Below are 25,006 nucleotides of genomic sequence, written 5' to 3' on the forward strand. Positions count from 1 at the left end.
GTGCTCCAACTGCGCAGAAAATAGGCGGATGGGAGGAAGCCTTCGACGCGCCTCTCGACAACTGCGCCCGAACCGCTTCGCCCGCTGACACTTGGAGGGGGAAGGGGCAAGGTGTATGCGATTTTCCACCCGTATCCCGCTCTAGCCATTGGGAAGCGATCACGCAGGCTCCGGTTGCCAGAACCAGCATAGGCGTGATCCGAGGGAGGAAAGCCATGAGGCGAATTTTGCTCTCCGCGGTCTCCGCCGCGGCGTTATCAGTTGGCGTAACATCCGCATCCGCGCAATCGGGCAGCGTCGAGAAAGCGGTCGGCGGCTATAGTTTCGACGACGCGGCGAAGGAAGCCCCGGAAACCAAGGACTTCCATTCGGCCGACGGTCATCTGACCTTCGCGATCGTCACGCATACGGCCGGCAACGGCTTCTTCGATCCGGTCTATGTCGGAGCGAAGGTGGCCGGCAACATGATCGGCGCCGAGATCCTGCTGCTCGGCTCGGAATCGCCGGTGGACGACCCGGCGCGCGAGATCGAGATCCTCAACCAGATCGTCCGCGATCCGAAAATCGACGGCATCATCATGACGACGCCGCAGGTCGGCGCCTATAACGACATCGTCAAGGCGGCCGAAGCGGCCGGCATTCCGGTTGCCACCACGAACTCCTTTGACGAATCCATACTCAACCGCAGCAGCATCAGCCACACCGGGCAGGACGCCTCGGCAGCGGCGATCGGCGGCGAGGCGCTCGCCAAATGCGTGCTCGACAGCGGCAAGACCAGCGGCTCGATCCTGCTGCCTTCGTCGACCGCGATGGGCAATATCGAGGTGAACAATCGCGTCACGGCCGCCTTCAACGCGATCGTCAAGACGCTGAAGGATGCCGGCAAGCTCGAGGCCTTCAAGGTCGATGCCGGGCCGGAGAATGTCGGCATCGACACGAACCCGAACGACCCGGTCAACGCGCTCGTGACGCTCTTCGAATCGCGCGGCGACGTGGTCGGCGCGTTCACGGCCAACAATGTGTTCACGCCGCCGCTCGTCAAGGCGGTGGAGCAGATGGGCTGGACGGGCAAGTTCTGCGCCTTCGGCTTCGATCTCGGCCCGGCGCAGCAGGAAGGCATCGCCGCCGGCAACCTGACCGGCTCGCTCGGCCAGCAGCCTTTCCTGCAGGGCTTTTGGCCGGTCATGCAGCTCTATCTGCAGATCGACCGCGGCATCTCGGCCGCCAACCTCGACACCCGCGCCCAGCTCGTGACGAAGGAGAACGTCGCCAAGGTCGGCAAGCGGTTCGAGAACTGAACGGTGGCCTGGAGCGGAATGATGGCGGCAGCACTCCCCCTCTGGCCTGCCGGCCATCTCCCCCACAAGGGGGGAGAATATGTGCGGCTGCCCACTCGCTCCAACCATAGGTTTCCGCAAGCGGAGCGCTTCGAGGGAGACGGGGGCCGTGCCGCGCGTCGTCTCCCCCCTTGTGGGGGAGATGGCCGGCAGCCCAGAGGGGGTAGGGCATCCGCACCCATCTCGAACGGATCGTATCCTCGCGCGCGGAGCAAGCGGAAGACACCTCCATGACACCCACGTCGCCATCGCTCGGCCGCGCGCCCTCCCAGCTTGCCGGCAGCTGGGAGGGGGGACTCCTTGTTTTCATCGCGCTGCTCTATCTCGCCGGAGCGGTCGTCAATCCGACCTTCTTCGGTTCGACCGAGGGTCTCCACGCGCTGCTCCGCGACACCTCCCGCGTCGGGATCATTGCCGTCGGCATGACATTCGTCATCGTCAACAAGGACCTCGATCTCTCCGTCGGCTCGACCTATGGGCTGATCGCAGTCGTTTTCGCGAGGCTCTTTGCGCCGAGCTTTCTCGATTTCGGCATTGTCGCGACCATTATCCTCTGCCTGTTGCTGGGTGCCGCTATCGGCCTCGTCAACGGCGTGCTCGTCACCCTCCTGAAGGTGCCCGCGTTCATCGCCACGCTGACGATGCTCTTCATCGGCCGCGGCTTCGTGCTGGCGCTGACGCACGGCCAGGCGATCTACTATTCCGGCAAGGCCAAAGCAGCCCCGCTTTTCTTTCACCTGGGCGAGACGAATGTCCTCGGCTTCAACAACCAGATCGCCATATTCGCCATCGTCGCAGCGGCCGGGGCGATCGTCCTTGCCAAGACACGCTGGGGCTACGAAACCTTCGCCACCGGCGGCAACGAACAGGCCGCCGTCTATGCCGGCATCCCGGCGAACTGGGTACGTATCCGCGCTTATCTGATCTCCTCGCTGTCGGCGACCGTCGCGGCCCTCCTGGCGGCCGCCCAGGACAAGGGCGTCACTCCCCTCTACGGAGTGAGCTGGGAGCTTACCGTGATCGCGTCGGTGATCATCGGCGGCGCATCGATCCTCGGCGGCCGCGGCGGGGTTGTCGGGTCCTGCCTTGGCGCGGCGCTGGTCGTCCTCATCGACAAGGTGCTGCGCGAGGGCTGGCCGATCACGCGCACCGTCGTCATCGACGGTGAGAGCATTGCGGTCAGCGCCCGCTATACGCTGCCGGCAGGCGCAGTGCTGGTCTTCCTCGGCCTTCTCCTCGTCATCGCCGTGCTCATCGAACCCTATCTCATTCGCCGGCAGGTGCTGGCCCGATTCTGGGCCTGGCTGCGCCGCCACCCGCCGCCTCCTGCCATGGAGATGGGCGGCGTTGCCCTCGAGGGCGTCCAGACCAAGGGGGCGATGGCGGCGGACATGGCGCTGTCGGCGACGGGGCTCGGCAAGTTCCTGGCGCGGCGCGATGCGCTCGCCATCATCCTGGCCGCCGTTCTGTGGCTGACGGGAGTTGCGCTTCGGCCGGACTATTGGTGGAACCTCTCCAATACTTTCGCCATCCTGCTCAACTATACGGAGCTGGCGCTGATCACGATCGGGCTGACCTATGTGATCGCGGCCGGCGATATCGATCTCTCCGTCGGCGCGGTCCTGGCGCTTGCCGGCAGCACGGCGGCCTATTTCCTCAAGGTGCTGGGGGCCGATCCGATGACGGCGATCGCGATGGGCCTCGTCGCGGGCATGGCCGCAGGGCTCGTCAACGCCACCGTCACCGTCGGTTTCAAACTGCCCTCCTTCATCGCCACGCTCGGCATGTTCTACATCGCCCGCGGCCTTGCCGCCTGGTTCGTCGCAGGCCAGCAATTGACCGGCTGGACTGAGGGTTACAACCTCATCGGCCGCAAGGTCAGTGACGTGCTCCTCTATTTCGACGTCGCGCCGCCTCCGGGCTTTATCCGCACCGTCACCGAGGTCGTCAGCGTCCAGACGGTGTGGATGTTCTTCGTCGCCGTCGTCGCCGGCATCGTGCTCGCCTATACGCCGTTCGGGCTCAAGGTCTGCGCCACCGGGGGTAATCTCAGGGCGGCGGCCTATGCCGGTATCAACACCAACCGGATACGCTTCCTCTCGCTGATGCTGGCGGCGCTCTGCGCGACCATGGCGGGGCTCATCAACGTCGCCTATTTCCGCAGCTTCAACCCCGTCGCCGGGCAGTTCCGCGAGCTCGACGCCATCGCCTCGGTGATCATCGGCGGCGGGTCGATCTTCGGCGGCCACGGGACGATGATCGGCTCGCTCGCCGGGGCCGCCGTGATCACGCTGATCCGGGCGCTGCTGCAACTGAACGTCCAGGGCTTCACCATGCCGCAGCACTGGATCAACGTCTTCATCGGCGTCATCCTGATCGTCGCCGTGCTGATCGACATATGGGTGCGCCAGGCCAACATTCTCGGAACTCTGCGTGCGCGCTTCGCGAGGCGGGCGCCAACAGGAGCGGGCAGCCATGGTTGATATTCAGTCGCCCCGGCCGATCGTCGAGATGCGCGGCATCGAAAAGGCCTTCGGTGCCGTGCAGGCGCTTCGCAAGGTGGACCTCGTCCTCTATCCGGGCGAAATCCTCGGCCTCGTCGGCGACAACTCGGCCGGCAAGTCGACGCTGATGAAAATCCTCACGGGCGCCTATCAGCGCGATGCGGGCGAAATCCTCGTTGCCGGACAGCCGGTGCAGTTCAAGAGCCCGCACGAGAGCCGCGACGTCGGCATCGAGATGATCTACCAGGACTTCGCGCTTTGCGGAAACATGGATGTCGGCCAGAATATCTTCCTCGGCCGATGGCCGCTCAAAGGTCCCTTCGTCAACCGACGGGCGATGTATGCGGAAGCCGATCGGGTGCTGAAGCGGCTCAAGGTCGACGTGAACTCTGTCTACCAGAAGGTCGAAAGCCTCTCGGGCGGGCGCCAGCAGTCGGTGGCGATCGCCCGGGCGATCTCGTTCGAACCGCGCGTCGTCATCCTCGACGAACCGACCGCCAACCTTTCGGTGATGGCCACCGAGCGGCTGCTCGAGACCATGCTTGAATTGAAGAGGCAAGGTGTCGCCCAGATCATCATCTCGCACCGGCTCGTCGACATCTTCGCCGTCGGCGACCGTGTCATGGTGCTGAAGCGTGGCGAATATGTCGGCGACCGTTACATCAGGAACACCGACGAGCACGAGGTGCTGGAAATCATCGTCTCCGGCACCCGCGAGACGGCGCTGACGGCCGACGAGGCAAGAGGGCGCCGGCCGTAGCACGGCGACGATATAAGGAAACATGCAGAGGCTTCAGATCACCTGTGCTGTCACGCAGTGGATCGAGTTGTTGCCGTAGCCGAGCCGGTTCCACTCGGCCCGCTCTGGCTGGGTCCGGCCCGCCATGTCGGTGCCGCGCGCCCGCACGACGAGCGGCCCTGTCTGCTCAAGCGGCGTGATCAGCTCCCACCATTGCCATGCGGAGCTCCGCCGCTCGCCCACGAGGCGCGCCTCACGCCACGGGCCGTCGTTCAGGCTTACATCGACCCTGGATATATTTCCGGCGCCCGACCAGGCGACGCCACGGATCGCCGTCTCGCCACGTGGCAGGCTCTCCCCCTGATCGGGCGAAGCGATGAGCGCCCGCACATTCATCAGCGTCACCGGCTCACGCTCGTCGCGCCCGTTCCGGACCCACTGGTACCAGTACTTCTCCGCCTGATAGTGGGCCTCGCAAGGCTTGTCGGTAACGATGATCTCGGTCAGCCACTTGACGGACGCCACCGCATACCAGCCGGGCACGATCAGCCGCAGCGGGTAGCCGTGAGGCGGCGACAGCGGCTCGCCGTTCATCTCGTAGGCGAGCAGCGCACCCGTTTCGCGGATCTGGTCGAAGCTGAGGCCGCGCTCGAAACGGATCGGCGCATCGCGACCCTCGACGAGCCCGCCGTCCGCACCGCGGAACGTGAGTTGCGTCGCGCCGGGTTGCAGGCCTGCCCGTTCGATCACTTCGATCAAGGGAACGCCGGTCCATTCGGCGGTGCTTACGGCGCCCAGGCCCCAGGCCTCGCCGGGCACGGCCGGATCGAACAGGCTGCGGCCGTTGCCGGCGCATTCGAGGGTCACCACGAGGCTCTCGGCATGAAGATTGTGAAGGTCTCGCATGCTCAGGCTCAGGGGCCTTTCGACCAGCCCGCCGACCGAGAGCCGATAGCGTTCGCCATCGAGGTTCGGAATATCGAAGTGGTTACGCAGGTAGAAACGGCCGTTGGGCATGACTGCCCCGCCCGCGAGGTCCGGCACCGACGTCTCGCCGTTCAGCGGATAGGCGCGATGAACGAGAAGCCCGGCCTCGATTGCGTCCTGGCATGCGTCGGCCGGATCGAGCAAAGCGGCCGAAACTTCCGCCGCGGGCTGATCGCAGCCGCCACTCGCGACCACCTCCGCGCAGGTCGATGCCGCCATCACTTCGACCTCGCCGGCTTGACGGAATGGCGCCAGGAACGCCTGGAGGACGGTCTCATCCGCCGCCTCGGCGATGAAGAACAGCGAGTGGGCACCGCGAACGACGGCCTCGGCCTTGATGACCACGCCGTAGCGAGCGGCGCTCGGCCGGCTCAAGTGGTTCAGCAGCATCACGCCCATGGCCGGATCGCGCGCCGGGCAGTTTTCGGGTGCATGCTGGTGGCGCACAATGAACAGAGGCATCGGGACCCCCATGCCTTTCGGTAAGATTGGACGAGCGTTCGGGGCAATATATCATGCATCCTCGCTTTCGCCGGATATCGTTGAAAACTCTCCTGTGGGGGTCTCGTCCACAGCCCCCGCTCCTCCGGAAATCGATGACGGCTTCGTGTCGATCGGACCGCTTGAAGGAACAAGCGGGCGTTCATATCTCCGTCTCGGAAGACGGTGGCGCCGGTCCTGCATCAGTAACGGCCGGCGATCGTGAACAGTGCCTGCGCACGCCGGTGACCGTCGCACCTCCGGACGCTCGAACAGATCAGCACCCTTCCATGAACTTTGGGATCCAGAGGAACGGTCATGGGCTATATCGACAAGAACATTCAGGCGGCACCGGATGCCGAACTGCTCGACGCCTATTCGCAAACGGTGACGGATGCGGTCGACCGCGTCGGCCCGGCCGTCAGCCGGATCGAGAGGATCGGCGGGCGCGGTGGCCAGGGTTCCGGGTTCGCGATCTCTCCGGACGGGCTGATCGTCACCAACAATCACGTGGTCGAGAACGCCCGCGGCCTCCGCGTGAAGATGCCGGATGGCTACAGCGGCGAAGGCAGGATTCTCGGCAGGGACCCCGACACCGATCTGGCTTTGGTCCGAGCGGACTCGAGCCTCGGCGCCTGGGCGCCGCTCGGCGACTCGAAGAGGTTGAAGCGCGGCCAGATCGCCATTGCCATCGGCAACCCCCTCGGCTTCGAATGGACGGTCACCGCCGGGGTCGTTTCGGCGCTCGGGCGGTCGATGAGGGCGGCCAGCGGTCGCCTCATAGACGACGTCATCCAGACGGATGCCGCGCTCAATCCCGGCAATTCCGGCGGCCCCCTGGTATCGTCGGCAGGCGAGGTCGTTGGTGTGAACACGGCGGTCATCCAGGGCGCGCAGGGGATCGCCTTTGCCGTGGCTTCGAATACGGCCAACTTCGTCATTTCCGAGATCCTGAGGTTTGGACGGGTTCGCCGGGCCTTCATCGGCGTCGCGGTCGACACGATCGCCCTGCCGCGTCGCATCGCGCTCAGCGCCGGGATCACGGGCGAAACCTCAGTCCGCCTGCGCCGCATCGAAGCGGGCGGGCCGGCCGATCAAGCGGGCCTTCGCGAGGGTGACTTCGTGCTCGCGATCGACGGCACCCCGGTCCTCGGTATCGATGACATGGTCCGGCTCCTCGATGGCGAGCGTATCGGGAGAGCGACGGAGTTTCTGATCTATACGGTCGCAAACGAAATCGAACGGAAGACCGTGTTGCCGATCGCGCGAGCTTCGTGAACTGGCCTATCTCGCGTAGGCGCGAAGCGTCGCCGCCGATCCTTCTTCGACGAGCCTTGTCAAGGCCCTGACGAGCGCGAGGCGAAAGGGGGCGCTCGTCGCCAGATCTGCATCGAAAACGTCCTGCATGGTCAGGTAGGCATCGACGATCCGCTCCGGCTCGACGACGTCCCGGACGAGGCCGGCGATGCGGGCGGCATGCGGGTCGCGGACGTCGATCGCCTGGCCCCGTTCGTCCAGCCCTCGCGCGTAGCGCATCCAGGCGGCGACCCCGAGCGCCAGCCGCGAGTACCCGGCGCCGGCCTTCAGGCGGTCACGAATGGTGCCGAGAAGGCGCTGCGGCAGCTTCTGCGAGCCGTCCATGGCGATTTGCCAGGTGCGGTGGCGGAGCTTCGGATTGCGGAACCGCCGGAGCAGGTCGGCGCGATAGGCGGCGAGGTCGATACCCTGCAGGGGCGGCAAGGTCGGTGTGGCTTCTTCGCGCATCAACCCCTCGATCAGCGCCTCCATCCCGGGAAGGGCCATGGCTTCGGCCACCGTCTCGGCGCCGGCCAGATAGCCGAGATAGGCGAGCGTCGAATGGCTGCCGTTGAGCAGCCGAAGCTTCATCATTTCGAACACGGCGACATCGTCGACGAAGACGGCGCCCGCCTCTTCCCAGGCCGGGCGGCCGAGAGGGAAATCGTCCTCGATCACCCATTGCTGGAAGGGCTCGGTCATGATCGGCCAGGCGTCCTCGAGCCCGAGCGCCGTCGCGATCGCGTCCCGGTCGCTGTCCGTGGTGGCCGGCACGATCCTGTCGACCATGGTGGAAGGGCAGGAGATGCCATGTGCGAGGTCTGCAAGGACGGGATCGCGCAGCTCCGCAAAGCGTGTCACCACCCGTTTCAGCACGTGGCCGTTCGACGGAAGGTTATCACAGCAAAGCAGGGTGAACGGAGCAATGCCGGCCCTTTTCCTCCTGGCAAGCGCCTCGACGATGAAGCCGACTGCCGAGCGCGGCTGCCGCGGATTTCCAAGGTCATGGACAATGTCGGGATGGTTCTCGTCCAGCGTGCCGGTCGCGGGGTTGTGGCAATAGCCTTTCTCGGTAATCGTCAGCGAAACGATGCGTGTGGCGGGATCGGCCATCCGGCGGAGAACGGCCTCCGGATCTTCCGGCGCGCAGAGCAGCTCGACGATGCTGCCGACGACCTGCAACTGCTCGCCTTGGCCGTCCTGGATCTTGAGTGTGTAGAGACCGTCCTGAGGCTTGAGAGCGTCCCGTGTATCGGGGCTCCGGAGCGAGACGCCTGAGATGCCCCAAGCCGGATCGTCGGCGAGGACCGCCTCGGTAAAGACCGCCTGGTGGGCGCGGTGAAAGGCGCCGATGCCGAGATGGACTATGCCGATGATTACACATGTCGGATCGTAGCCCGGTCTTCCTACGCCTTCCGGCAGGCGGTCGAGCGTCAGTCTTGAAAGCCGCATGGCGCTCTTCCTCCCGCGTCCGATTGGCAGCACGTGCAAATTGATATACTAGTATGACAAACACTGTCAAACATGGCGGCTCGGCATTGCGGCATCAAACCTCGGATGGACCAAATGGTATCAGGCTTCGCCGGGTCACGACGGCGGCGGCCATTTACCAGCAGCTCCATGCTGCAATCGTGTCCCTTGCGTTGAAGCCGGGAATATCGCTGCAGGAAAAGCGCATTGCCGAGGAATTCGGCGTCAGCAGGACGCCGGTGCGCGAGGCGCTTTTGCGGCTTGCCGAGGTGGGCCTCGTGGAGATCTTCCCGCAATCGGGCACCTTCGTTTCGCGAATTCCGCTTTCCGCCATTCCCGAGGCGGTCGTCATCCGCAAATCTTTGGAACGCACGACTGTCGAGCGTGCGGCGCAAGTCGCCACGGCGGAGGATATCGCACAACTCGATTCGATCATCGCCCGCCAGCGCGCCCATGCAAGCCTGGGCGAGGCCTCTCACTTCTATGAACAGGACGAGGCGTTCCACGAGGCGATTTCCGCGATCGCCGGCTATCCCGGAATCTGGACCCTGGTCAAAACGGTCAAGCTGCAGATCGATCGCGCCCGCCGGCTGACGCTGCCCGTCTCCGGTCGCATGACAACCGTGACAGAGGAACACGAGGCAATCCTCGACGCGATAGCGGCACACGATGCGGACCGCGCCTCGGCGGCGATGATGCACCACCTGGGCGCCGTCATCCCCGATGTCGAGGCGCTTCGGCAGCACCATCCCGGCTATTTCGCGTGACATTCTTCAAAAAGGCCGGTCTGCACGGACGTGCCGCCCAGCTTTGAAGGTCATTCAAATGCCACAAAACTGAAGACCCTCGAGCCTGGATCAAGAACGATCTTCGCCGCCCGTTGGCCACAACGTCAGGCCAATGCTCTGTCGCATCCCGATCGGCTGCACTCCAGAGCGGGCATTTCTCCAAGGACCTGAATGAGAAGGTTCGCCGCGACCAAAGCAGATCTGCGAGGTTCAATGCGATGCATTCCATCCAAGACCGTCTTCCAGTCTCCATCATCATTGCGAACTACAATTATGCGCAATTCGTGAGCCGGGCGATCGATAGCGCACTCGAGCAAAGCTACGGCAATGTGGAAGTCATTGTCGTCGACGATGCTTCGACCGATCATTCCGCCGAGGTCATCGCTTCCTGCGGCCCCCGGATCAAGCCGTGCATGAAAAAGGCGAACGGCGGTCACGGCGCAGCGTTCAACACCGGTTTTGAGGCAAGTCGCGGCGCGATCGTCCTCTTTCTGGACGTCGACGACTACCTCTACCCGAACGCCGTGTCGGAGATCGTCGCCCGGTGGGATGACGAAACCGCCCAGATGCAGTTCAGGTTGCATATCGTCGACCAGTGCGAGCACGTCAGCGACGTCTTCCCGCCGCCCGAGGTGCCGTTCGACTCCGGCGATGTCACCCCGCAACTGTTGCGCCGTGCCCGTTACCAGACGACGGTGACCAGCGGTCTGGCTTTTGCCCGCTCTGCGCTTGAGCGCATCATGCCGGTGCCGGAACAGGAATTCCGGCAGGGTGGCGACGGCTATCTGGTCACCCTGGCGCCGCTCTACGGCAAGGTGAAGTCGATCGATACTTGCCTCGGCGCTTACCGCATGCATGGCAACAACCATTCGACCTTCTCCGAGAAGCTGGGTCAGAGGGCCCGATGGCGCGTCGAACACGACTTTCACCGGTTGCAGGCCCTGGCGCACCAGGCCGGGGACATTGGGCTGGAGGTGCCGCCGGACGCCAATCTGCGCGACCCGACGCACATCGAGGAACGTCTGGCTTCGCTCTGCGTCGATAGCCAGCGCCATCCGGTGGCAGAGGATTCGAGGCTTTCGCTTGCTGCGGCCGGCGCCGCCGCCAGCATGGAAATGAACGTCTCGCTCCGCCGCCGTGCCATGCTGGCGGCCTGGTTCCTGTCGGTCGGGCTCCTTCCGCGACGCATGGCGCAGGCGGTCCTGTCATGGAAGCTCGTCGCCTCTTCGAGGCCCGCGTTTCTCACGCGAATATCCAAGACCATTCGCTATGTGACGGGATAGTCCGCACCTTCCGCCGCGCGCTGCCCACCAAGCTGCAACGAAAGCGGTAGCTAATACGACCCTCTCTAAATCAAGCGCAATGTGGTAGATTTGCGTTGGGAGCAACGTCGGCTTGTGGAGAAGCCCGATGACGGTCGGAACCGTTGCAGGCCCGACCTCATGGACGTTGCATCAGCCTCTCCGCCAAGCCGGATCCGGCGGGACCCATAAGGTGGTCTCGCCAAGAGCTCGGATTGGGAGGTGTTCAATGGTGCGCAAATTCTGTCTGGCCCTCGCTGTCGCGGCATCCGCACTCGCGATCAGCGCGTCAGCCTGGGCCGACATCACGATCCTCGTGCCTTCAGGCAGTGAAGGTGACGGCCTCAGAGCCGCAGCCGCCGACTATGCGAAAATGAAGAATACGAAGGTGGAGACGGTGCAGGCGCCCTACGCCAATGTGTTCGAACAGGGTGCCAATGCCGGGGCAACCAAGTCCGGCGTTTTCGATATCATCCTGATGGACGATCCGTGGATCCCGTTCTTTGCGGAGAACGGGCATCTCGAGGACCTGACGTCCTATTTCAAGGGCGCCGGAGTGGAAGGGCCGGATAACGACTTCCTGTCGAAGTCTCTGGCGATCTGCCGCAACCCTTATAATTCGGGGCCTTATGTGTGCCTGCCCTATGTGGGAAACGCGCAGATGTTCTTCTATGACGCCGCCAAGTTCAAGGAGGCCGGCGTCGAGTCCCCGAAGACCTGGGATGACGTGCTGAAGGCGGCAAAGACGCTGACCGAGCAGGGCGGCGGCCGCTATTTCGGCTATGTCTTCCGCGGTGGCCAGGGCAACCCGGTCGTTGCCGACTTCATGCCGATCTTCTGGTCCCATGGCGCCGACATGTTCAATGCCGACCGGACCAAGGTGACGATCGACACGCCCGAGGGCGCTGCCGCCATGAAGGTCTTCATGGCACTGCGCGACGTCTCACCGAAAGGCGTCGAGAGCTATAACGCCAACGAGGTCGGCACGGCCCTTGCAGCGGGCACCGCCGCCTCGTCGATCAACTGGCCGAATTGGGTCGCGACCTTCGAGGACCCGAGCCAGTCGAAGATGGTCGGCAAGATCTCCTACAGCCCGATCCCCGCAGGCACGAAGCCGGGCAGTTCGGAGATCGGCCACTGGACCATGGGCATCATGGCGGCGTCCAAGAACAAGCAGGAGGCCTTCGACTTCATGATGTGGGCGACCACGGCCGAGCAGATCAAGATCTCCGCCGAGCGCGGCAATCCGCCGGTCCGGACCTCGGTCTTCACCGATGCGGAACTCACCAAGCAGGAGCAGTTCCGACACTATCCGGTGCTGATGGAGGCGATCCAGGCCTCGACGCCGCGCCCGCGCCATCCGAAGTGGCCGGAAATCGAGAATGCCTTCGGCATCGAGCTTTCCAAGGCGGTCGCCGGCACGATCTCGCCGGAGGAGGCGCTGAAGAACTCGCAGGCCGCGGTCGAGCAGATCACCGGCCTCAAATAGACGGTTGCCTGCATGGAGCGGGGCTTCTGTCGCCCCGCTCTGCGGTCGCGCCGGAATTCGCCCCGGCGGGCCGGGGTCCAGGTGCGCACGGGCAGGGTCCATGGGAGGGACCGATGTTGAAGTCCGACAAGGGCACAATGCCCAAGTCGCTCCGGCCGGGAGGGGGTCTGGAGCATTGGACGGAGCGTCATCTGCGCTATCTGATGCTCGCGCCGACCGTGCTCATCCTGTTGGCCCTGACGATCTTTCCCAGTGTCTATATGTTCTATGCGGCGGTCCACCGGATCAGCCCCAATCCCGACCTGCCCTGGGAATTCGTCGGCATCGGGAATTTCGCGCGGCTGCTTACCGACGCGCAGTTCCACGTGGCGCTGCGCAATACCGCGGTGTTCACGATCGCGGCGGTGACGCTCGAATTCCTTCTCGGCCTCGGCCTCGCTCTCCTCCTCGACAGGTTCATCCGACGGCTCGGCTTTCTGAAGACCATGCTGATGATCCCGATGATGCTGCCGCCGATAGCCGTCGCGATCACCTGGAAACTCATCTACGAGCCGCAGTTCGGCGTCCTGAACGAGATCATGTTTCTCCTCGGTCTACCCGTCCAGGCGTGGGCGGGCGACGTCAACCTAGCCATGTTCTCGATCATCGTCGCAGATGTCTGGCAATGGACGCCGTTCATCTTTCTCTTGATGCTGGCGGGGCTCGCAAGCCTGCCGGTCGAGCCCTATGAGGCTGCGGCGCTCGACGGCGCCTCGTCCTGGCGACAGTTCTGGGACCTGACGCTGCCCTTCCTGAAGCCGGTGATCGCCATCGCGCTTCTCCTGCGCGTCATGGATGCGCTGCGCCTTTTCGACCTGGTCTTCATCCTGACGGGAGGCGGCCCGGCAGACCGGACCAAGGTCTTGAGCCTCTATATCTACCAGGTCGCCTATCGCTTCGCCGATCCCGGCTACGCGGCGGCTATGTCGCTCTTCGTGCTGTTCGTCACGATCGTGCTCAGCACCTGGTTCATGAAACGCATGCGGCTGGCGGAGTGAGCCGATGGCGACGATCAGGACACGCAGCCGCATCCGGGAACTGCTTCTCCGCCTGTCGGCCTATCTGGCAATCCTCGTCGCACTGATCCTGACGCTCTTTCCGGTCTATTGGATCGCGGCGAACTCCTTCAAGTTCGACATCGACATTTTCGCCGTGCCGCCCGAATGGGTGCCGCGCAACCCGACGCTGAAGCACTACGACGAAGCCTTCGTCCAGCGTCCCTTCCTGCGCTACGCGCTGAACAGCTTTCTCGTCGCGGTCGGAACGACCGCCATTTCGGTGACCTTCGGCACCATGGCCGGCTATGCGCTGGCGCGGTTCAGCTATCCCTGGCAATGGCGCAAGCAGATTTCGTTCTGGATCCTTTCGACGCGGATGATGCCGCCGATCGTCAGCATCATTCCGCTCTATCTGTTCTTCAACTATTTCGACATGCTCAACACGAAGTCGGCGCTGGTCATCGCCTATACCGCCTTCAACCTGCCGTTTGCGACCTGGATGATGAAGAGCTATTTCCAGGACCTTCCGGTCGAGCTGGAAGAAGCGGCGATCGTCGACGGCGACACGCGCTGGGGCGCCTTCCTGCACGTCGCCCTGCCGCTCGCCCGCCCCGGGCTTGCGGCGACCGCCATCTTCTGCCTGATCATCTCCTGGAACGAGTTCCTGCTGTCGCTGGTCATCACGCTGACCGAGCAGTCGCAGACGCTGCCGATCGGCATTGCCGGACGGGTGACGCAGTACAGCACCTATTGGGGAGAGATCAGCGCGGCCGGCTTCATGGCCTGCGTGCCGATCGTCATCTTCGCCTTCATCGTCCAGAAGCATCTCGTCCGGGGGCTCTCCCTCGGCGCCGTCAAGGGTTGAAGGGAGAGGGGTTGAGGCCTATGGCGTCCGTCCGGTTCGACAATGTGACAAAGAAGTTCGGCGAGTTCGTCGCCGTCCACGATTTCAATCTTGAAATCCGCGACAAGGAATTCCTCGTCCTGCTCGGGCCATCGGGCTGCGGCAAGACGACGACGATGCGGATGGTTGCCGGCCTCGAGGAGGCGACATCCGGCGACATCTACATCAATTCGGACCGGATCAACGACGTCCTGCCGAAATATCGCGACGTCGCCATGGTCTTCCAGTCCTATGCCCTCTATCCGCATCTCTCCGTCGAGGACAATATCGGCTACCCGCTGAAGATTCGCAAAGTGCCGCCGGAGGAATACAAGCGCCGCATCAACGAGGTGGCACGGCGGGTCGAGCTCGACACGATGCTGAAGCGCCTGCCCAAGGAGCTTTCGGGCGGCCAGCGCCAGCGCGTGGCGCTCGCCCGGGCCATCGTGCGAACGCCGCGCGTGTTCCTCATGGACGAGCCGCTGTCGAACCTCGACGCCAAGCTCAGGACCCAGATGCGCGCCGAATTAAAGCACCTGCAGCACGAGCTGCAGGTGACGACGATCTACGTGACCCATGATCAGATCGAGGCGATGACGCTCGCCCATCGCGTCGCCGTGATGAATAAGGGTGTGATCGAGCAGCTTGGAACGCCGCGGGAAATCTACAACGACCCGCGCACGCTCTTCGTCGCCGGTTTCATCGGTTCGCCGCCGATGAACCTCATCCCGGGCGAGGTGAAGGACGGCGTCTTCGCCAGCGCAGGCTTGCGGGTCGTGGGGGCTGGCCACGTCAGCATTCCGCATGCTGTGCTCGGGGTGCGCCCGGAGGACGTCCATGTGGCGCGCGCGGAGGATCCGGACGTAAATCTCGCTGCGCCGATCTATTCGGTGGAACTCACCGGCGAGAACACCCTTGTCAGCCTGCAGCTCGGCGGCCGGCTCCTGACATTGCGCGCTGACAAGAATTTCGCCGGCCAGATCGACCAGCGGATCGGTGTAAAGATCGAGCCAGACCGCATGTTCCTGTTCGATGCGGAGACGGAACGTCGTGTCGATGTCTAGCCTGATAGTCTGTCGGGCAGGCGTCGTGACCCCCCTCTGCCCTGCCGGGCATCTCCCCCACAAGGGGGGAGATCGGCAAGACGCGGGCTCCCCACTTCGCGACCGCTCCAGCCATGCAGCAGCAGAAGTTGAGAGGGACGCATGGGCGGCACCGCTGGCGAGTCTCCCCCCTTGTGGGGGAGATGCCCGGCAGGGCAGAGGGGGGTACGGCCCGCCTCTCGGATATTCTCCTCATGTAACGGCAGCCGCAATCGCTCTCTTCCTAGCATCAGGCTCGCTCGCCGCCGACGCCGGCCCGATTGCCGGCAATCCGCTCATCGAAATCCCTGCCGGTCCTTTCGTTTTCGGCCGCGACGACGGCCCTGAGAACGAACGCCCGCGCCGCGTGCTCGAGGGCCGGGCCTTCGCCATCAACCGCACCGAGATAACCAACCGGCAATACGGAGCCTTCGTCGCGGCGACGGGCCATCGGCGCGCCTTTTATGCCGACCACCCGCTCCTCGGGCTCGCCGATCGGCCGGTGGTTGGCGTCAGTTGGGGCGATGCGGATGCCTTCTGCCGTCACTACGGCCTCGCTTTGCCGTCGGAGCAGCAATATGAGAGGGCGGCGCGCGGCACTGAAGGCAACGCCTTTCCCTGGGGCACCAGGTCCCGCGGCGAGGCACGGGCCAATATCGGTGCCGCTGTCTGCTGCACGGGCGATGATCGCGACGGCTATCCGATGACAGCACCCGCGGGTTCCTTCAACGCCGGCGCCAGCCTCGAAGGCGTGCTCAACCTTGTCGGCAATGTCTGGGAATGGACGCGCGACGTTTATGCGCCTTACATTGGAGCATCCGTCGCCGGGGGGCGTCATCGCGTGCTGCGCGGCGGTGCCTGGAACAGCGACGCGCGCCACCTGACGACGACCTACCGGCTCGCCTACGACCCCGACTTCCGTTTTGCAGCCAACGGTGGCTTCCGATGCGTCCGTTCCTCGCCCTGATCTCGGCCTGTATCCTGCTTCTGGCTCGCAGCGGGGGCGCCGAGCCCGTGGCGGCGGGATACCGCCTCGAGACCGTTCATGTCCCCGGCGCCGCCTTTGCCGGGCTTGCCCGCGATGGCGGGAGCCTGCTCGTCACCGATCTGGCGCGCGGTCGCCTCTATCGCCGCGATGAGGACGGGCGGCTGGCCGCCTTCGGGCCCGTCTTTCCCCACGGCCCGGACGTGATCGGAGACCCGACCGGGCCGTATCGTGCCGCGCGCGTCGGTGCCGAGTTCGTCGTGGCGCAAGGGTGGACGCCGGCCAATGCCGATGAAAATCCGCTCGATCACAGCCTGGTCGCGATCGATAGCGTCGGCGAGACCCGGGTCATCAGCAATGACTTCTGGAACCCGTTCGATTTCATAGCCGCCGACCAAGGCTTCTATGTCGTCGACGCGGCGCGCAACAGCGTCGAGCATGTCAGGTCCGACGGACGAAAGAAGACGCTCATCAGTTTTCGACGATTGCCTCAGGCGCCGGATACATTGCAGAGCCTTTCGCCGACGGAATTCGCGGCGGGCAGTAGCTATGAGGTCGACGCAGTGCCGACCGGCATCGCGCTCCACAAGGGGCGCCTTTACGTCGCGCTCTTCGGCGGCTTTCCCTTTCTCTCCGGCGCGGGGAAGATCGTGTCGATCCCGACGGCGGGCGCGTCCGAACCGCGGCTCGAGGCCGACGGTCTCAATGCACCGGTGGCGATTGCGTTCGAAGGTGGTGGCGGAATGCTCGTGCTCGAACACGGGATCTACGATCAGAAGCAAGGCTTCGTGAAAGGCAGTGGCCGACTGCTTAGGTTCAATGCTGCGGCGAAGAGCAGGAGCACCATCATCAGCGGCCTGACACGGCCGGTCTCGGTTCTCATCTGGAACGAAACCGAGCTTGTCGTTTCCGACCTCGCCGGCAACCTGCATTTCCTGCGGCGCGACTAGGAAGAACTGCCTCTGGATGAGGGTCGGCGGCCGCCGGCGCGCAAGGCTCTGCAGCGGCGACGACCGATGCGCGGGGAATCATACTCAGTGCCTGGTGCTTGTTTCCTCGCGAACCGCTTCCTCGTGGTACCAGCAGCCGTCGATGGCAGCCGCGCACACGTCCGACGAAGCGAAGTCCGCCTTTCGCTGCACCTCGGAACGGCGCTCCTCGGCCTTCCGGGAGATGTGTGCCGGGAACTGATAGATCGTCGCACTCTTGCCGTGAAAACTCGTGGCCATGCTCTGGTCTCCCGTGAGTCCTGTCGAAAAAGATAGTACGCCGCGGCAGAAATTGCACATCATTTACGCGAATTGCCGAAAATTCGTTCAATTGCGTGCCGGAATCGCAAGCACTCCCCCCCGTTTGCGCTTGAGGGAGGGCAATTGGTGCGATTTTTTAGGCAGCTGCGCGCAACTGACGCATTTTGCGGCGGTTGCATCCGAGCAGCCCGATGCGGACGCGCGCGCGCCGAGCGGAGGAGAGGCGCGGGATATCCAGCAAAATCAACGGGGTGGCAAGAAGCTTGAGGCGCACGGGGAGGCTTGCGGTTTGCCACGAGCTTCGCGGTCGGCCCCTCCGAATCCGGTCTGAATTCGCGACTGGCCAAAAAAAGAGTCTCGCCGATCGCCGAGTTGGCACGCTTGATGCTTGAACGGAGTCGATCCCTGGTGGTCGAGCACGTTTCCCGTGCAAGACCGCGCCAGGAATTCTCAAACCTCGCAGCACCACGTTAGAGAGATTCGCTAATGACCAAGTATAAGCTCGAGTACATCTGGCTCGATGGCTACACACCCGTACCAAATCTCCGCGGCAAGACGCAGATCAAGGAATTCGACGCGTTCCCGACGCTCGAGCAGCTTCCGCTCTGGGGCTTCGACGGCAGCTCGACGATGCAGGCCGAAGGCCGCAGCTCCGACTGCGTGCTGAAGCCGGTTGCCGTCTATCCGGATCCGGTCCGCACCAATGGCGTGCTGGTCATGTGCGAGGTCATGATGCCGGACGGCAAGACGCCGCATCCGTCGAACTCGCGCGCCACGATCCTCGACGACGAAGGCGCCTGGTTCGGCTTCGAGCAGGAATACTTCTTCTACAAGAACGGCCGCCCGCTCGGCTTCCCGGAGCAGGGCTATCCGGCACCGCAGGGTCCGTATTACACGGGCGTCGGCTACAGCAACGTCGGCGACGTCGCGCGCCAGATCGTCGAAGAACACCTCGACATCTGCCTGGCTGCCGGCATCAACCATGAAGGCATCAATGCCGAAGTCGCCAAGGGCCAGTGGGAATTCCAGGTCTTCGGCAAGGGCTCCAAGAAGGCCGCCGACGAAGTCTGGATGGCTCGCTACCTGCTGCAGCGCCTGACCGAAAAATACGGCATCGACGTCGAGTACCACTGCAAGCCGCTCGGCGACACCGACTGGAACGGCTCCGGCATGCACTGCAACTTCTCGACCGCCTACATGCGCGAAGTCGGCGGCAAGGACTATTTCGAGGCGCTGATGGCAGCCTTCGACAAGAACCTGATGGAACACATCGAGGTCTACGGCCCGGACAACCACCTGCGCCTGACCGGCAAGCATGAGACGGCACCGTGGAACAAGTTCAGCTACGGCGTTGCCGACCGCGGTGCATCGATCCGCGTTCCGCACAGCTTCGTCAACAATGGCTACAAGGGCTACCTCGAAGATCGCCGCCCGAACTCCCAGGGCGACCCCTACCAGATCGCTTCGCGCGTGCTGAAGACGATTGCTTCCGTTCCGGCGGAAGTTTCTAAGGTCGCTTAACTACTCCCAAGCCTCTACATGGCGTCGATCTCACGGTCGGCGCCATGCTTTTTTAACAGGCGCCGCACCGCGCGAGAATCCATTCGGCGGCTGCCCCGATGTCGTCGACGGTCGCGCTCGGCGCCGGCGCAAATCGCGCTTCGTCTCCCCCCCTGTACTTTCCCGTACGCACCAGCAGCGCATGACCAAGCCCGGCGCTCAGCGCACCGGCGACGTCGGTTTCCGCGTCGTCCCCGACCATCACGGCGTCCGCTGCCGTGCAGGGTATGGTGGCGAGGGCAGAAAGGAAAAAGCCGGGCGCCGGCTTGCCGAGGACGATTGCTTGCCGCCGGCTGGCAAATTCCAGTGCGGCGACGAAAGCTCCCGCGTCGAGGCTCAACTTCCCGTCGGCGTCCTTGAAGGTGCGGTTCGGCGCAAGCGCCAGCAGTTCGGCGCCATCGGTGAGTTTTCGGAAGGCGGCGTTCAGCGCTCGATAGTCGAAGGCATCGCCGGCATCGCCGACGACGACCGCCATGCTGCCCTCGGCCGGTAGGTCATAGAATTCGGATACGAGATCGGGATGGACGAGAAGGTGCGCGGCTCGCTCGTGCGCGCGGAGCCAGTTGCAGGCGGCCTCGGCCGGCGTGAAGAGCTCGGCGCCTTTTACCGGAAGCCCCAGTTTCGCCAGCCGCTCGAGGACGGCTTGCTTCGTCGAGCGAGTGGTGTTGCTGACGAAGCGGATCGGAAGGTTCGACGCGCGCAATCGGGCGACGGCAGCCGCCGCCCCGGGCACGGCCTTTTCGCCGTCATAGATGACGCCGGCAAGATCCAACAGCACAGCTTTGATCATACGGGCAGGATGGCACGGCGCCGTGCGGGGTCAAGCTTTGCCATGTCAGGCGAAGGGAGGCCCCGAATTCCGGGTCGCGGCACCCGATCGATCAGTGGGGGGTAATGCGGACGGTTTGGCATGGCGCCGCGCGTCGCTCACGCGAACCGGCTCGCCGTTCTCGCGCGCGCCTTTGCGGCCTCTTCCTCGCGGTTGCGTGGAGATTGTGAAGTCTCCAGCGAATCGAGCAGTTCCCGGGCGGATGCCGCGATCGAATTGACCGCGCGCTCGAACGCCTCCTCATTGCGTTTCGACGGTTTGGTCGTTCCGCTCAGCTTGCGCACGAACTGCAGCGCGGCGTCGTGGATTTCCTCTTCCGTTGCTGGCGGATCGAAATTGAACAGGGTTCTTATGTTCCGGCACATGACTTGCTCCCAAGCACGGAAAGCACAACACGCTCACGGCGATCCATCCTCGATGTAGCACCACCGAGGGCGCAGCGATCATCGTTGAAGGACAGGATTTAGCCAAACACTTTTTTCACGCGGGATTGGCTTGCCATTCCGCGTCATTCGCCGAACTCGGAGATGCGTCGCCAGTCTATCATGTCGACGAGAACAGCCAGCCTCCGAGCCGGCTCGGTCAGGGCTTCGTCAAGCCAGCCGATCTGACCGCCGCTCACAGGCTCATTTGCGCCCACGTCGGCCTGATGATCCTCGGGATTGAAGGAAGCTTAGTGGAGATTGCCCAATTTCGTCGCTTTGGCGGCCTGGAAGATTGGTCAGCCGCCGCCGGGTGGCCGCTTCCGGCTGAATTTGGTTGTGTTTTTCCAAGCCGCAACTGACAGAGACGTTGACACCGGCCCCGTTCCTTTAGCATTTAGGGGCGGGGACTCAGCAGACACTTCATCGATGCACAAGCTCAGACTAGGGGTTGCAGCACTTGTGGTGCTGGCAAGCGGGCTGCCAACTGCGGCCGAGGTACTGTCGCGCGCCGGCTTTGCCGAGGGGTCCGTCATATCCCGCAAGTCCGGCGAGGAAATCAGCTTCATTGACATCGAAGGCTGGCGCAGCGTGGAGGTCAGTCAGGACCTGCTTGCCGGCGACATTCTGCGGACCAATGCGTCCGGCAGTCTTGCACTGCTCTTTTCCGACGACACCCAGATGCGCATGGGGCGCAACACGACGCTTCTTGTCAAAAAGATTGGCGAGCACTCCGGCAGCGAGCTTGAACTCAAGGCCGGCGCCATTTGGGCACGGGCAAAGCGCGGAGGCAGTGGCCTCACCGTCGATACGCCTTCGGCTGCCGCCGCGATACGGGGAACGGACTGGACGCTCAGCGTGAGCGGCAACGGCGACACAACCCTCTCCGTCCTGGAGGGCAGCGTGGAACTCAAGAACGCCCAAGGTGCCGTGACCGTCAATCAGGGGGAGGGCGCGATTGCGGCCATTGGCCAGGCGCCGCGCAAGTACATCCTCGTCAATCTCAAGGAACGCGAGCAGATCCTGCTCTATTCGGAGCTGCGCGGTGTTTTCGCAGGTTTGCCGGCAAGCGGGCTGGGCGGCCGCGAGACTCGCGCCGAACGCGAGCGCATCCTGGCCATTGCACCGGTCCGGCGCAGCGATGAAGACTGGCTCGCGCTTGCCGAAGCGTCGCTGTCGCACGACGGCCGGGCAGCCGCCAAGGAGGCGCTGAGAGAACTGCGGCGGCCTCTGCCTGCTCGCTTGGAGGCGCGTGCCAAGCTCGTCGAGGCGATGATCGCCGGACTGGAGCGGCGCTATGGCGATGCAAGCCGGCTCTTTGCCGCCGCTCTGCCTGCGCTTCCCCGAAACCGCAGGGCATCGGCAATCTATGGCCGCTGGTTCGCCGAGACCCTGGCCCATCCCGATCGGCAAGCCCCGCCGCCGCGCGAGGGCGCCTATGCGGACGATCCTACCGCGGCATTGATGCAGGCCACGGCCGCTTCCCATGCAGTCGGGCCGGCCGAAGCGATCGAGATACTGCGAGCGGCCGAGCGCCGCTATCCCGAGGACGCACGGCTGCCGGCGATGCGCGCCGACCTCGCTTTTCAGCTCGACCGCCGCGACGAGGTTAAGGAGGCGCTTGCCCGGGCCAAAGCGCTTGATCCGGATGAGACGGCCTATCTCCTGAGCAATGCGCGCTTCCGCGCGTCGGTATCGAGCGACCTTGATGGCGCGCTCGCCGACCTGAAACGCGCCACGGAAGTCGCTCCGGGTGACGATGCCGTCTGGAATGAACTCGGCATCATTCAGAGTGATCGCAACGCGATCGTCGAAGCGGATGCCGCCCATCGCCGCGCCATCGCATTGAACCCGGAAAATGCGGTCTTGTACGCCAATTATGCGCGCTTCCTGATGGACAATGATCAAATCGTGGCGGCGAAAGCGGAGATTGACAGGGCGGAGGCACTCGATCCCCATTCCTATGCGGTTCTCGCCGCCAAGGGCCGCTATCTCTTGCGGATCGGAAAAACCGAGGAAGGCGAGAAGGTGCTGCTCGAAGCCTCCGCCGTGAACCCGACCTATGGCGACAGCCTCATAGGCCTGGCGATCGGCAGCTATCAGCTGGGCGAAGAGGAAGAGACCGCCCAGGCTCTCGACAATGCGGACAGGTTTGATCCGGACAATCCCTCGATCCCACTGATCCGCTCCGGCATAGCCATTGACCAGTACCGCGCCGACGAAGCGATCGTGGAGGCTCGCGAGGCGCTGCGCCGTCGCCAGGCGCGCGGCGGCTACTACAGCGGTTACGACGCAAACCGACAGGCCTCATCTTTTCTGGGAGTCACGCTCGCCAATATCGGACTGACCGAATGGGGCCAGTACTACGCGGATCGCTCATTCGACCCGTTCAAAGCAACGAGCTACATCGACGAGGCTGCAAGCGGACGGCTCAACCCTTTCGTGGGAGAACCGCTTTCTGGTCTGGATCGCTTCCCGTTCGGTTCAACGTCCACTTCCTTGCAGATGCAAGGCCTTCTTTTTGATCCGCTTGCCGTCGCTTCGGAGGGTAAGCGCAATTCGCTCGAAGGGCGAAGCTTTTTTGAAACCGCGATCGGAGCCGCGGTTTTCGACAGTGGTGCGGGTCCAGGCTGGGGCAGTGACGTCCTTCTTCAGGGCACGAGCTACAGTGGCATACCCTTGAGCTATTACGTACAGGGCCAAATATCGCGCCCGGAGTTCGAGCGCGAGAATGATACCGACGATTTCGACGGCGGCCTGTTTCAGCTCGGTCTTCGACCCACCCTTGCCGATAGCCTCTTCCTGTTTGGAAACAACATCCGGCAAGAGATCGGTTATCCTGGTCAAATATGGAACCCGGCTCCGTTTAACGAGGTCGGAACTCGCGACAATACAATCGGGGGGGCATGGAGCCATACGATCTCTGACCGCAATGTCATTCAGGCCTTCGCTGTAGCGAGTGATGTCGACACTCGGCGCCAGTTCCGGGTAACAGATTTTGACGCAGGGATAGTCTACCGGATCAACGAAAGGAACGAAGATGACGACATTGCGTACGGTGTAAGTCATCTATTCGGTATCGGCCCCCTCACCGTTCGCTACGGTGCGGAGGCGGCACACTCTCAGTTCTGGATCTCTCAGACGTCAACCAATTTGAGCTCGGGTGCCGTCGAACACCTTGGTGAGTTTTCCGGAGAAAGCAACGCGACCCGCGCCTATTTCGACGTCATGCTGGACCTGTCCCAGGATCTTCAGTTCCAGGGCGGAGCTTACGTCACTCGGTTTGACGGCGAAAGCGGGATTTGGGGCCCGGTCGACCCGCGGGTAGGCGTCGCGTGGTCTCCCATAGAGGGGCACTGGCTTCGGGCCTACTACCGGCAGGACACCCAGTTCCTATCCAACCACACGCTATCGCCTGTGACAACGGTCGGCCTGGCTCCGCTTCAGCTGCCGCTCTATTCGAGCGGACAGACGCGCACGGCCGCCTTACGTTGGGATGCGGAGTGGAACGAGCGCTTTTTTACGGCTGTCGAATACCAGCACCAGCGGTTCAATGGCCTTACGCTTGAGTACGAAGACCTGCTCTCGACCTTTATTACGTCGGATGGTGAGATCGACCGCTTGAATATTAGTGCCAATTACTGGATCGGCAATGGCTTGGGTGTCTTCGGCTCGCTGACGTTGAACGACAGTAAAGACACCACCCCCTTTTGGAATTCCGATTTCAAGGTGCCGCTCATACCCGACTACGTGGCCCAAGTTGGCCTCAGCTATGTACATCCCTCGCGCGTGACGCTGACCATCGCCGAGACATTCGTCGGTTCTCGGGTCGGCGGGCAATACTACGACGAGGACGACGACTTCAATCCCGTAGCGGTGGGATTGGAATCGTACCGGACGACGGACGCGGCGATCACCTGGAAATCTGAGAGTGGGCACCTGGAGATTGGGGCGCAGGTGCTGAATGTCTTCGACACGGGTATAGAAATGGCCGGAGGTCTGCCGTCGCCCGGACGTACGATCCGCGCCACGATCCGGGCGCGGTTTTAGCGCCCGAGAGCAAATGTGGCCGTCAGTGAGGCTGTGAGCCGCGGCAGGGGAGTACCGAGCGGTCGGCGACTGCCCTTCGTATTAGGCTGACCGCCGTTCAGGCCGTTAGCCGCGGCGCACGTCCGGGAAGTTGGCCGGGTTGATGCCGAGGGTGTGGAGGTCGCGGGCGCTCGGGCGGCGGTGGCCTTCGACGGCGGCGGCGGCAGCAGTGGCGGCGCCCAGGACTGCGAAGGCGCGGCCGATGAAGCCCATGCGGTTCTTGCTAGTCATTGTCTTTGCTCACTTTCTTTCTCAATTCGATGAGCAAAAGATGGGCCTGACGGCGTTATTTTGCAATGCACAAAACCTCACCCCAGCCATGCAGTGAAAGCAGGCCCGGTTGGCGATCTGCCAACCGGGCCTGTGTTGAGCGGAGCGTGGCTGCCCCTCCTCGTCCCGCTCGTTGGATGACGATGAAATCATCGTCATCACCTTTGAGAAGTAGCGCGGGATGCGGGCGGAAAACCGCACACACTTT

Annotated in this window: 20 protein-coding genes; 14 read left to right on the forward strand and 6 right to left on the reverse strand. The window is 63.6% G+C overall.

The genetic code is table 11. The annotated features are described in order from the left end of the window. Nucleotides 1-215 precede the first annotated feature (215 nt). The 3 genes from AU381_RS23340 (at nucleotide 216) to AU381_RS23350 (ending at nucleotide 4,601) form a co-directional block, all read left to right on the forward strand. The gene (locus AU381_RS23340) at nucleotides 216-1,298 is read left to right on the forward strand and encodes a substrate-binding domain-containing protein (protein ID WP_064244079.1); all 1,083 of its coding nucleotides are present in this window, start codon (nucleotides 216-218) and stop codon (nucleotides 1,296-1,298) included. 269 nt (nucleotides 1,299-1,567) lie between these two features. Beyond that, nucleotides 1,568-3,820: an ABC transporter permease gene (locus AU381_RS23345; protein WP_064244080.1), complete on the forward strand. Its 2,253-nt coding sequence runs from the start codon at nucleotides 1,568-1,570 to the stop codon at nucleotides 3,818-3,820. Further along, complete coding sequence (locus AU381_RS23350; RefSeq protein WP_064244081.1) at nucleotides 3,813-4,601, forward strand: ATP-binding cassette domain-containing protein; 789 nt, start codon at nucleotides 3,813-3,815, stop codon at nucleotides 4,599-4,601. The genes AU381_RS23345 and AU381_RS23350 overlap by 8 nt, the downstream gene beginning before the upstream one ends. A 33-nt stretch (nucleotides 4,602-4,634) precedes the next feature. Here AU381_RS23350 and AU381_RS23355 read toward each other — a convergent pair whose 3' ends face one another. Then, the gene (locus AU381_RS23355) at nucleotides 4,635-6,029 is read right to left on the reverse strand and encodes a sulfite oxidase (RefSeq protein WP_064244217.1); all 1,395 of its coding nucleotides are present in this window, start codon (nucleotides 6,027-6,029) and stop codon (nucleotides 4,635-4,637) included. 336 nt (nucleotides 6,030-6,365) lie between these two features. Here AU381_RS23355 and AU381_RS23360 point away from each other — a divergent pair, with 336 nt between their 5' ends. Then, on the forward strand, nucleotides 6,366-7,325 hold the full coding sequence (locus AU381_RS23360) for a S1C family serine protease (protein WP_064244082.1): 960 nt from the start codon (nucleotides 6,366-6,368) through the stop codon (nucleotides 7,323-7,325). 6 nt (nucleotides 7,326-7,331) lie between these two features. On the opposite strand, the gene AU381_RS23365 is transcribed toward AU381_RS23360, so the two are convergent. Next, nucleotides 7,332-8,795, reverse strand: a complete 1,464-nt coding sequence (locus AU381_RS23365; protein WP_064244083.1) for a mannitol dehydrogenase family protein — start codon at nucleotides 8,793-8,795, stop codon at nucleotides 7,332-7,334. Nucleotides 8,796-8,848: 53 nt separating this feature from the next. Between AU381_RS23365 and AU381_RS23370 the strand changes: the two genes are divergently transcribed. From AU381_RS23370 to AU381_RS23405, 8 genes are all read left to right on the forward strand, one after another. After that, the gene (locus AU381_RS23370) at nucleotides 8,849-9,580 is read left to right on the forward strand and encodes a GntR family transcriptional regulator (protein WP_064244084.1); all 732 of its coding nucleotides are present in this window, start codon (nucleotides 8,849-8,851) and stop codon (nucleotides 9,578-9,580) included. 239 nt (nucleotides 9,581-9,819) lie between these two features. Then, nucleotides 9,820-10,884 (forward strand): glycosyltransferase family 2 protein, encoded by a 1,065-nt coding sequence (locus AU381_RS23375; RefSeq protein ID WP_064244085.1) that lies wholly within the window; start codon nucleotides 9,820-9,822, stop codon nucleotides 10,882-10,884. Between the two features lie 247 nt (nucleotides 10,885-11,131). After that, a complete protein-coding gene (locus tag AU381_RS23380) occupies nucleotides 11,132-12,391 on the forward strand; it encodes an ABC transporter substrate-binding protein (RefSeq protein WP_064244086.1) in 1,260 nt (419 codons plus the stop codon). 113 nt (nucleotides 12,392-12,504) lie between these two features. Further along, a complete protein-coding gene (locus AU381_RS23385) occupies nucleotides 12,505-13,428 on the forward strand; it encodes a carbohydrate ABC transporter permease (RefSeq protein ID WP_064244087.1) in 924 nt (307 codons plus the stop codon). 4 nt (nucleotides 13,429-13,432) lie between these two features. Further along, nucleotides 13,433-14,293, forward strand: a complete 861-nt coding sequence (locus AU381_RS23390) for a carbohydrate ABC transporter permease (RefSeq protein ID WP_064244088.1) — start codon at nucleotides 13,433-13,435, stop codon at nucleotides 14,291-14,293. 20 nt (nucleotides 14,294-14,313) lie between these two features. Further along, nucleotides 14,314-15,375 (forward strand): ABC transporter ATP-binding protein, encoded by a 1,062-nt coding sequence (locus tag AU381_RS23395; RefSeq protein WP_064244089.1) that lies wholly within the window; start codon nucleotides 14,314-14,316, stop codon nucleotides 15,373-15,375. A 250-nt stretch (nucleotides 15,376-15,625) separates the two neighbouring features. After that, nucleotides 15,626-16,360 carry a formylglycine-generating enzyme family protein gene (locus tag AU381_RS23400; protein WP_064244218.1) on the forward strand — a complete coding sequence of 245 codons (735 nt, stop codon included), beginning with the start codon at nucleotides 15,626-15,628 and terminating at the stop codon, nucleotides 16,358-16,360. Further along, nucleotides 16,339-17,328: a ScyD/ScyE family protein gene (locus tag AU381_RS23405; RefSeq protein ID WP_064244090.1), complete on the forward strand. Its 990-nt coding sequence runs from the start codon at nucleotides 16,339-16,341 to the stop codon at nucleotides 17,326-17,328. The genes AU381_RS23400 and AU381_RS23405 overlap by 22 nt, the downstream gene beginning before the upstream one ends. Before the next feature lie 84 nt (nucleotides 17,329-17,412). Here the strand turns inward: AU381_RS23405 and AU381_RS23410 are convergent, their stop codons facing one another. Continuing rightward, nucleotides 17,413-17,607 (reverse strand): DUF2735 domain-containing protein, encoded by a 195-nt coding sequence (locus AU381_RS23410; RefSeq protein WP_064244091.1) that lies wholly within the window; start codon nucleotides 17,605-17,607, stop codon nucleotides 17,413-17,415. Between the two features lie 507 nt (nucleotides 17,608-18,114). Between AU381_RS23410 and AU381_RS23415 the strand changes: the two genes are divergently transcribed. After that, nucleotides 18,115-19,149 carry a glutamine synthetase beta-grasp domain-containing protein gene (locus AU381_RS23415; RefSeq protein ID WP_064244092.1) on the forward strand — a complete coding sequence of 345 codons (1,035 nt, stop codon included), beginning with the start codon at nucleotides 18,115-18,117 and terminating at the stop codon, nucleotides 19,147-19,149. 52 nt (nucleotides 19,150-19,201) lie between these two features. Here the strand turns inward: AU381_RS23415 and AU381_RS23420 are convergent, their stop codons facing one another. Together AU381_RS23420 and AU381_RS23425 are read right to left on the reverse strand one after the other, a co-directional pair. Then, nucleotides 19,202-19,978, reverse strand: a complete 777-nt coding sequence (locus AU381_RS23420; protein WP_064244093.1) for a TIGR01458 family HAD-type hydrolase — start codon at nucleotides 19,976-19,978, stop codon at nucleotides 19,202-19,204. A gap of 137 nt (nucleotides 19,979-20,115) precedes the next feature. Further along, nucleotides 20,116-20,382, reverse strand: coding sequence for a DUF2277 domain-containing protein (locus AU381_RS23425; RefSeq protein ID WP_064244094.1), 267 nt, complete (start codon nucleotides 20,380-20,382; stop codon nucleotides 20,116-20,118). 318 nt (nucleotides 20,383-20,700) lie between these two features. Here AU381_RS23425 and AU381_RS23430 point away from each other — a divergent pair, with 318 nt between their 5' ends. Then, entirely contained in the window at nucleotides 20,701-24,489 is a 3,789-nt protein-coding gene (locus AU381_RS23430; RefSeq protein WP_082910303.1) for a FecR domain-containing protein, read from the forward strand. A 105-nt stretch (nucleotides 24,490-24,594) separates the two neighbouring features. On the opposite strand, the gene AU381_RS30355 is transcribed toward AU381_RS23430, so the two are convergent. Beyond that, nucleotides 24,595-24,759, reverse strand: a complete 165-nt coding sequence (locus AU381_RS30355; protein WP_082910304.1) for a hypothetical protein — start codon at nucleotides 24,757-24,759, stop codon at nucleotides 24,595-24,597. Between the last annotated feature and the right edge of the window lie 247 nt (nucleotides 24,760-25,006).

The sequence above is a fragment of the Sinorhizobium glycinis genome, assembly GCF_001651865.1.
GTDB lineage: Bacteria > Pseudomonadota > Alphaproteobacteria > Rhizobiales > Rhizobiaceae > Sinorhizobium > Sinorhizobium glycinis.